We start from the raw sequence: 8,863 nt of genomic DNA on the forward strand, positions 1-8,863 counted from the left end.
GAGATCGGCATGAACAAGCAAACCGAACCCTTCCTGTTCGACGCCGGGATCGAGGCCAGGGCCGCCGTCTCCACGCCGCAGGTTGGCATCTCGCGCCCGCATGAATCCGCCCACCTGCATGTGGCGGGCACGGCCACCTATACCGACGACATTCCCGAGCTGGCCGGCACGCTGCACGCCGCGCTCGGCATGAGCGCGCGGGCCCATGCCCGCATCAAGGCCATTTCGCTCGACCAGGTGCGGGCCGCGCCGGGCGTGGTCGCCGTGCTGACCGCCGAGGACATCCCCGCCGCCAACGACTGCGGCCCGATCATCCACGACGACCCCATCCTCGCCAACGGCCTGGTGCAGTTCATCGGCCAGCCGGTGTTCGTGGTGGTGGCCACCTCGCACGATGCCGCGCGCCGTGCGGCACGCCTGGGCGCGATCGAATATGAAGACCTGCCGCCCGTGCTGTCGCCCGAGGCGGCGCACCAGGCCGGCAGCTACGTGCTGCCGCCGATGCACCTGACGCGCGGCGAGCCGGCCAGCCATATTGCCGCTGCCGTCCATCGCGACAGGGGCAATATCCGCCTGGGCGGCCAGGAGCAGTTCTACCTGGAAGGCCAGATCGCCTACGCCGCGCCCAAGGAAAACGACGGCATGCACGTGTGGTGCTCGACCCAGCATCCCACTGAAATGCAGCACGCTGTCGCACATATGCTGGGCTGGCACGCGCATCAGGTGCTGGTCGAATGCCGCCGCATGGGCGGCGGCTTCGGCGGCAAGGAATCCCAGTCGGCCATGTTCGCCTGCTGCGCCGCGCTGGCTGCCTGGAAGCTGCTGTGCCCGGTCAAGCTGCGTCCGGACCGCGACGACGACATGATGATCACCGGCAAGCGCCACGACTTCGTCTTCAACTACGAAGTCGGCCACGATGCCGAAGGCCGTCTCGACGGCGTGGCGGTGGAAATGGTCTCGCGCGCCGGTTTCTCGGCCGACCTGTCCGGCCCGGTGATGACCCGCGCCATCTGCCACTTCGACAACGCCTACTGGCTGCCGAATGTGAAGATCGACGGCTATTGCGGCAAGACCAACACGCAGAGCAATACCGCCTTCCGCGGCTTCGGCGGCCCGCAGGGCGCCTTCGCCATCGAGTACATCCTCGACAACGTGGCGCGCACCGTGGGCCGCGATTCGCTCGACGTGCGCCGCGCCAACCTGTACGGCAAGGCCGAGCGCAACGTCACACCCTACGGCCAGACCGTGGAAGACAACGTCATCCACGAACTGCTCGACGAACTCGAGGCCAGCAGCGCCTACCGCGAGCGCCGCGCGGCCACGCGTGCGTTCAATGCAGGCAGCCCGGTGCTGAAGAAAGGCATCGCCATCACGCCGGTGAAGTTCGGTATCTCCTTCAACGTCGCGCACTTCAACCAGGCCGGCGCGCTGGTGCACGTGTATAACGACGGCTCGGTGCTGGTGAACCATGGCGGCACCGAGATGGGCCAGGGCCTGAACACCAAGGTGGCGATGGTGGTGGCGCACGAACTCGGCATCCGCCTGGAGCGCGTGCGTGTGACCGCCACCGACACCAGCAAGGTGGCCAATACCTCGGCCACCGCCGCCTCCACCGGCACCGACCTGAACGGCAAGGCCGCCCAGGACGCCGCGCGCCAGATCCGCGAGCGCCTGGCCGCCTTCGCCGCGCGCCAGGCCGGCGTGGATGCGGACAGCGTGCAGTTCGGCGACGACCTGATCGTCGCCGGCGAACTGCGCCTGGACTTCAGCGACCTGGCGCGCCAGGCCTATGTGGCGCGCGTGCAGTTGTGGTCCGACGGTTTCTACACCACACCCAAGCTTTACTGGGATCAGTCCAGGCTGCAGGGGCGGCCGTTCTACTACTACGCCTACGGTGCGGCCTGCTCCGAGGTACTGGTGGACACGCTCACCGGCGAATGGCGCCTGCTGCGCGCCGACGTGCTGCATGATGCCGGCCGCTCGCTGAACCCGGCCATCGACATCGGCCAGGTGGAAGGCGGCTTTATCCAGGGCATGGGCTGGCTGACCACCGAGGAACTCTGGTGGAACAGGGACGGCAAGCTGATGACGCATGCCCCTTCCACCTACAAGATCCCGACGGTCAACGACTGTCCGGAGGATTTCCACGTGCGGTTGTTCGAGAACGACAACGCGGAAGACAGCATCCATCGCTCCAAGGCGGTGGGCGAGCCGCCGCTGCTGCTGCCGTTCTCGGTGTTCTTCGCGATCCGCGATGCGGTGGCCAGCGTGGGAGATTACAAGGTGAATCCGCCGCTGGTGGCGCCGGCTACCAGCGAGGCGATTCTGGATGCGGTGGATGCCATGCGGGCAACTGCGCCGGTGGTGCAGTGAGGCGAGGCGGCTGACGACAGCGCCTCCCGTCCGCCGCCATCGCTGAAGACCGCAACGAATCGACGACGTAAGGCGCTTCAAAGAAGCACAGCATCAACCCCAAAAGGCACCACCATGCAGGACGCTCCTCTCAAACCCTTCCGCTTCGCCGACGCCACCCGCCTGGTGCGTGCCGGCGTGCCGGTGGCGATGGTCACCATCGCCGAGGTGAAAGGCTCGGCCCCGCGCGAGCCGGGCGTGCGCATGCTGGTGACGGGCGACGATCTGGTTGGCACGGTCGGCGGCGGGCACCTGGAATGGCGCGGCATGGAGATCGCGCGCACGATGCTGGCCGAGGACGGCGCCACGCGGCAAATCGTGCGCATCCCGCTGGGGCCGGCACTGGGGCAATGCTGCGGCGGCGTAGTGCAACTTGCCTTCGAAGTCTTGAGCGAAGCCGACCTGCCGTGGCTGGACGCGGTGCAGGCGGCCTTCGCCGCCGGACGCGCGCTGACGCGCACGGTGCCGCCGGCAGGCCCGGTGCGGCACGCCGCGGCACAGGCACTGACGCCTTCGGTGGCCTTGCGCAGGGACGGCAGCTGGACCGACATCATGGTGCCCGACGAATTGCATGTGGTGCTGTTTGGCGCCGGCCACGTCGGCCATGCGCTGGTCAAGGTGCTGGCCAACCTGCCCTGCCGCGTGCACTGGGTGGACGAGCGTGACACCTTGTTCCCGCCCGGCCTGCCGGACAACGTTGTCGCGGAAGCGACCGATACGGCCGAGGCCGTGGTCGACGACGCACCCGCCGGCAGCTACTTCCTGGTGATGACGCACAGCCATGCGCTGGACCAGACGCTGTGCGAGCGCATCCTGCGGCGCAATGATTTTGCCTATTTCGGCCTGATCGGTTCCAGGACCAAGCGCGCGCGCTTCGAGCATCGCATGGCGGAAAAAGGAATTGACCCTGCCCGCTTTGCGGAAATGACGTGCCCGATGGGCGTCTCCGGCATCACGGACAAAGCTCCGGCTATGATTGCGGTTGCCATCGTCGCGCAACTGCTGCAGGTTCGCGACCAGCGCCTCGCCCACCTGGGCGCGCTGGCCGCCGGCCGCGGCAGCCAAGCGACGGACACGACGCAAACCAAGACCGCAAAAGGAACCCCATGACGCTCGATGCCGCGCTAGCAGACCGTATCCGCCAAACGCCGAAAGCGGAACTGCACGTCCATATCGAAGGCACGCTCGAGCCCGAGCTGATTTTCCGGCTGGCCCAGCACAATCAGGTCAAGCTGCCCTACGCCAGCGTGGAGGCGCTGCGTGAAGCCTATGCCTTTACCGACCTGCAATCCTTCCTCGATATCTATTACGCCGGCGCCAGCGTGCTGCTGACCGAGGAAGATTTCTTCGACATGACGATGGCCTACGTGCAGCGCGCCGTCGCCGACAACGTCCGCCACGCGGAGATCTTCTTCGATCCGCAGACGCACACCGCGCGCGGCGTGCCGATCAGCGTGGTGATCGACGGCATCTCCGACGCGCTGGCCCAGGCCCGCACGCAATACGATTTTTCCAGCAGCCTGATCCTCTGCTTCCTGCGCCACCTGTCCGAGGAAGACGCCTTCGCCACGCTGGAAGCCGCGCTGCCCTACCGCGACCGCTTCGTCGGCGTGGGGCTGGATTCTTCCGAGCAAGGCAACCCGCCGGAGAAATTCGCCCGCGTCTTCGCCCGCGCCCGCGAGCTTGGCCTGCACCTGGTGGCGCATGCCGGCGAGGAAGGCCCGGCGCAGTACGTCACCGACGCACTCGACATCCTGAAAGTGGAGCGCATCGACCACGGAGTGCGCGCCATCGACGACGCGGCGCTGGTCGAACGCCTGGCACGCGAGCGCGTGGCGCTGACCGTGTGCCCGCTCTCCAACCAGAAGCTCAAGGTCTATCCCGACCTGCGCGACCACTCTCTCAAGCGCCTGCTCGACGCCGGCGTGGCAGTGACACTGCACTCGGACGACCCCGCCTATTTCGGCGGCTATATGAACGCCAACTGGGAAGCCACCTTCGACGCCCTGCCGCTGACCGCGGACGATGGCCACAAGCTGGCCCGCAACAGTTTCGAGGCGGCCTTCCTGCCAGCCACGCAAAAGGCCGCCTTCCTCGCCGAAGTCGACCACTTCTGGCAATCCCCACTGCCCGCCACGGCCTCCACGGCCTGACGCGCGGCGCACACCAAGATGCCGGCGCGCCACGCGCGCCGGCGCACGACGAGACATGGATATGACGACCACGCCCCCCACCCAGTCCATCACCCGCGCCATCCGTGGCCGCGTGCTGCACTTCCTGCGCGATCCGCAGTTTCATGACGACGCGTACCAGTATTGGGAAGACGGGGTGCTGATCGTCACCGCCGGGCATATCGCCGCGGCCGGCGACTATACCGCGCTGGCCGCGCAGATCCCCGCCGGGGCCGAGGTGATCGACCACCGTGGCAAGCTGATCCTGCCCGGCTTTATCGACACCCATGTGCATTACCCGCAGACCGACATCATCGCCTCGCCCTCGCCCGGCCTGCTGCACTGGCTCGAGACCTACACCTTCCCCGAGGAACGCCGCTTTGCCGAGCCGGAGTACGCGGCCGCGGTGGCCGGCTTCTTCGCCGACGAACTGCTGCGCAACGGCACCACCAGCGCGGTAGCCTGGAGCACTGTGCATACGGCGTCGGCCGACGCGCTCTTCGCCGAAGCCGACCGCCGCAACCTGCGCCTGGTGACGGGCAAGGTGCTGATGGACCGCAACTGCCCCGAGTTCCTGCGCGACACCGCCGAATCCGGCGCGCGCGACTCGGCCGACCTGATCTCGCGCTGGCACGGCAAGAACCGCCTGTCGTATGCCATCACGCCGCGCTTCGCGCCCACCTCCAGCGACGCGCAGCTGGCCGCCTGCGGCGAACTGGCCAGGGCCTACCCGGACGCCTTCATCCAGACCCACGTGGCGGAAAACCGCGACGAAGTGAAGTGGGTGGCCGAGCTGTTCCCGCAAGCGCGCAGCTATCTGGACATCTATGACCACTATGGCCTGCTGCGTCCGGGCGCGCTCTACGGCCACGCCATCTACCTGGACCAGGATGACCGCAAGCGCCTGGCCGACAGCGGCGCCGCGGTGGCGCACTGCCCCACCTCCAACCTGTTCCTGGGCAGCGGCTTCTACGACTTCCACCAGTCCGACGCCCATCGCCTCAACGTAACGCTGGCCACCGACGTGGGCGGCGGCACCTCGTTCTCGATGCTGCGCACCATGAACGCCGCGCACAAGGTGGCCCGCATGGGCGGCTATCACCTGAGCGCGCTGCGCATGTTCTACCTGGCCACCCGCGCCGCGGCGGACGCACTGGGCTGGAGCGAGCGCGTGGGCAGCTTCACGCCCGGCTGCGAGGCCGATTTCATCGTGCTCGACCCGCAAGCCACGCCGCTCATCGCCCGCCGCAGCGAGCGCTCGGAAACCCTGGAAGAACAACTGTTCGCGTTCGCCATGCTGGGTGACGACCGCGTCATCGGCAACGTCTATGTGATGGGCGAGGCAGCCGGCGCGTCGGCTCCCGCCGCACACTAAGCGCCCTGCCCCGGGGACTTGCCCGCCTCTCTCGCCATGCCGGGGATGCACCATGTGTACGGTACATCACTCGCAGCCGGCCGCGCCACGGCGGCTTGACCCCGATCAACACCCCTGTCACGCAAGCCTTCTAAGCTGTCGCAACCTTGGCCCCATTGCGGCCTGCGCCGTCTTATCGTCCTATCCCGCGCTCATCCCGCGTTCGACAACTGAAGGTTTTTGCATGATTGCCACGCAGCAAGCCCCTGTACCGGAGCCTATTTCCCCCGACGTGCCACTGCCCTCGCGCAAGATCATCCGGGGCTGGCTGATCCCGCTGGCCGAGCGCAGCACGCCGCGCGCGCTGGTGCTGTTCGCGCTGGACACCGCGCTGTTCCTGGCCACCCTGGCCGGTGTCGTGCTGTTCTCGCACTGGCTCGCCAAGCTGGCCGCGAGCCTGGCGATGGGCATCATCATCGCCCGCCTGTTCATCATCGGCCACGATGCCTGCCACCAGAGCCTGACGCCCCGGCGGCGCCTCAACAAATGGCTGGGACGGCTGACCTTCCTGCCGTCGCTGACGCCTTACAGCCTGTGGGAAGTCGGCCATAACGTGGTGCACCACGGATACTCCAACCTCAAGGGCTTCGACTTCGTCTGGGCGCCCTACTCGCTCGAGGAATTCCAGGCGCTGCCGCGCTGGCGCCGCGCGCTGGAGCGCGTGTACCGCAACGGCTTCGGCGCGGGCCTGTATTACCTGCTCGAGATCTGGTGGTTCAAGATGTTCTTCCCCAGCCGCCGCCAGATGCCCACGCGCCGCGCCATCTTCCTGTGGGACTGCACGCTGGTGGCCGCCTTCGGCGCGGCCTGGATCGGCGCGCTGGTCTGGGCGGCGGCAGCCAGCGGCCAGTCGGTCGCGCTGCTGATCGGCCTGGGTTTCGTGCTGCCCTTCCTGGTATGGAATTTCACCGTGGGCTTCGTGCTCTATGTGCACCACACCCACACCAGCGTGGCCTGGTACGACACCAAGACGATGTGGGCGCGCGCCCAACCCTTCGTTTCCACCACCGTGCACCTGCGCTTCAGCTACGGCATCGGCGCCGCCCTGCACCACATCATGGAACACACCGCGCACCACGTGGACATGAGCGTGCCGTTGTACCGCCTCAAACGCGCCCAGGCACTGCTGGAGCATGCGCTGCCGGGCCGCATCATCATCCAGAACTTCAGCTGGCGCTGGTATTTCGACACCGCGCGCCGCTGCAAGCTGTACGACTTCAAGGCCCTGTGCTGGACCGACTTCCGCGGCCGCCAGACCAGCGATAACTCGCCGGTACCGGTCTGAACCACGCAACAGCACCCAACGGCGGCTATGGACGGCCGCCACCCGCACTGGCTATAATGCGGGCTTCCATTGGGGAGTAGCCGCCTCGTTTTCACCATCCACGCAATGTGGAGCAAGGAAAAAACGGGGGCGTACGTCAACAGACTTGACCGCTTGCGGTTATGGCGTGCGCAGCACCCGGAACAGGCTTGATGCCTGCTTCCAGCGCCTGGCGAGACCGATGACCTCACCTTTCTGGCCGGGCCGGGAAAGGTGTGCGTCATTGGCATCTCGCGATGCGGCGGCCCGGTTACCACCAAGAAATCAAATGGAAGCCTTCCTCGTCTCCACAGGCATCGTCGCCCTTGCAGAAATGGGCGACAAGACCCAGTTGCTGTCCCTCGTGCTCGCGGCGCGTTACCGCAAGCCCCTGCCGATCATTCTCGGCATCTTCATCGCCACCATCGTCAATCACGGTTTTGCCGGCGCCCTCGGCGGCTGGATCACGCATATGCTCGGCGCCGACGTATTGCGCTGGATCCTCGGCACCGGCTTTATCGCCATGGCCGGCTGGATGCTGATCCCCGACAAGTTGGACGACGCCGAACAGGCCAAGCCGGTCAAGGGCGCCATCGGCATTCTCGGCACCACCATCGTGGCCTTCTTCTTCGCCGAGATGGGCGACAAGACCCAGATCGCCACGGTGGCGCTGGCGGCACGCTTCAGCACCGACGTCATTTCCGTAGTGGCAGGCACCACCTTCGGCATGATGCTGGCCAATGCGCCCGCCGTGGTGCTGGGCGACCGCTTCGCCAACAAGATGCCGATCGGCCTGGTGCACAAGATCGCCGCTGCCATCTTCCTGGCTCTGGGCGTGCTGGCGCTGCTTGGCGTGGGCGGCTGAGCCGGGTCCGGCCACGCATGGCCAGACAGGCCAGCAGGCCGCGGGGCTTTGTCGGCTGGGTGGCCGAGGCCTTCGGCCGCGTGGGCGGGAGCGGCCCCTGAACTCTGCGGCCCTTGTATCCAGCGTAATACTCAATTACAAAATGCCGCCCCGCTGCTGTCCCGGAATCCCGGCCGGGCGCCGTTAAGAAAGCGATCCGTTCGCACGGATCGCGCTGGCCGGTGCCGGCGCCTTTCACTACGCCCGATCGAAAACAAGAGGACAACAAAGATGGCAAGCAGCAAACCCCAGGCGCCCCAGCGCCGCCGCCTGCTCCGCGCCGCCCTGCCCGCCGTGGCTTCGCTGGCCCTGCTCGGGAGCCTGGCAGGCTGTGTAACCGAGCGCGTGGTAGTGCGCCAGCCCGCACCGCCGCCGCACGTGGTGGTGCGCAATATGCCGCTGCCGGTACATGAGGATCGCGGCCCCGCCCCCGCTGCTTATGGCTGGAACTGGGTACCGGGCCACTGGAAATGGGAAGGCAACGACTGGTTCTGGGTGCACGGGCGCTGGGTACAGCAGCCAGTGCAGGCCATGCCACCCGTGATCGTCGAACAGATCACGGTAGCGCCCCCGGCTCCGCACGCCTTCTGGGTGCCCGGCCACTGGGTCTGGCGCTTCGAGGGCGGCGGCGGGTGGGCCTGGGTCAAGGGCGGCTGGCG

Annotated in this window: 7 protein-coding genes and 1 riboswitch; all 7 genes read left to right on the forward strand. The window is 67.2% G+C overall.

Annotated elements, in window-relative coordinates; all coding sequences use genetic code 11:
- Positions 1 to 9: 9 nt before the first annotated feature.
- Positions 10 to 2,373 (forward strand): xanthine dehydrogenase molybdopterin binding subunit, encoded by a 2,364-nt coding sequence (gene xdhB, locus P3W85_RS23085; RefSeq protein WP_276266491.1) that lies wholly within the window; start codon positions 10 to 12, stop codon positions 2,371 to 2,373.
- 114 nt (positions 2,374 to 2,487) lie between these two features.
- Positions 2,488 to 3,522, forward strand: a complete 1,035-nt coding sequence (gene xdhC / locus P3W85_RS23090; protein ID WP_276266488.1) for a xanthine dehydrogenase accessory protein XdhC — start codon at positions 2,488 to 2,490, stop codon at positions 3,520 to 3,522.
- Positions 3,519 to 4,565 carry an adenosine deaminase gene (locus P3W85_RS23095; protein ID WP_017226461.1) on the forward strand — a complete coding sequence of 349 codons (1,047 nt, stop codon included), beginning with the start codon at positions 3,519 to 3,521 and terminating at the stop codon, positions 4,563 to 4,565. The genes xdhC and P3W85_RS23095 overlap by 4 nt, the downstream gene beginning before the upstream one ends.
- A 61-nt stretch (positions 4,566 to 4,626) precedes the next feature.
- Positions 4,627 to 5,958, forward strand: a complete 1,332-nt coding sequence (gene guaD / locus P3W85_RS23100) for a guanine deaminase (RefSeq protein WP_035810984.1) — start codon at positions 4,627 to 4,629, stop codon at positions 5,956 to 5,958.
- Positions 5,959 to 6,181: 223 nt separating this feature from the next.
- A complete protein-coding gene (locus P3W85_RS23105; RefSeq protein ID WP_276266489.1) occupies positions 6,182 to 7,282 on the forward strand; it encodes a fatty acid desaturase in 1,101 nt (366 codons plus the stop codon).
- Between the two features lie 59 nt (positions 7,283 to 7,341).
- A riboswitch (yybP-ykoY riboswitch) is annotated at positions 7,342 to 7,564 on the forward strand.
- Between the two features lie 25 nt (positions 7,565 to 7,589).
- Positions 7,590 to 8,165 (forward strand): TMEM165/GDT1 family protein, encoded by a 576-nt coding sequence (locus P3W85_RS23110; RefSeq protein WP_276266490.1) that lies wholly within the window; start codon positions 7,590 to 7,592, stop codon positions 8,163 to 8,165.
- Positions 8,166 to 8,435: 270 nt separating this feature from the next.
- On the forward strand, positions 8,436 to 8,863 hold a 428-nt coding region (locus P3W85_RS23115), incomplete at its 3' end, for a hypothetical protein (RefSeq protein WP_430869599.1).

Source organism: Cupriavidus basilensis, from assembly GCF_029335485.1.
Lineage (GTDB): Bacteria > Pseudomonadota > Gammaproteobacteria > Burkholderiales > Burkholderiaceae > Cupriavidus > Cupriavidus basilensis_E.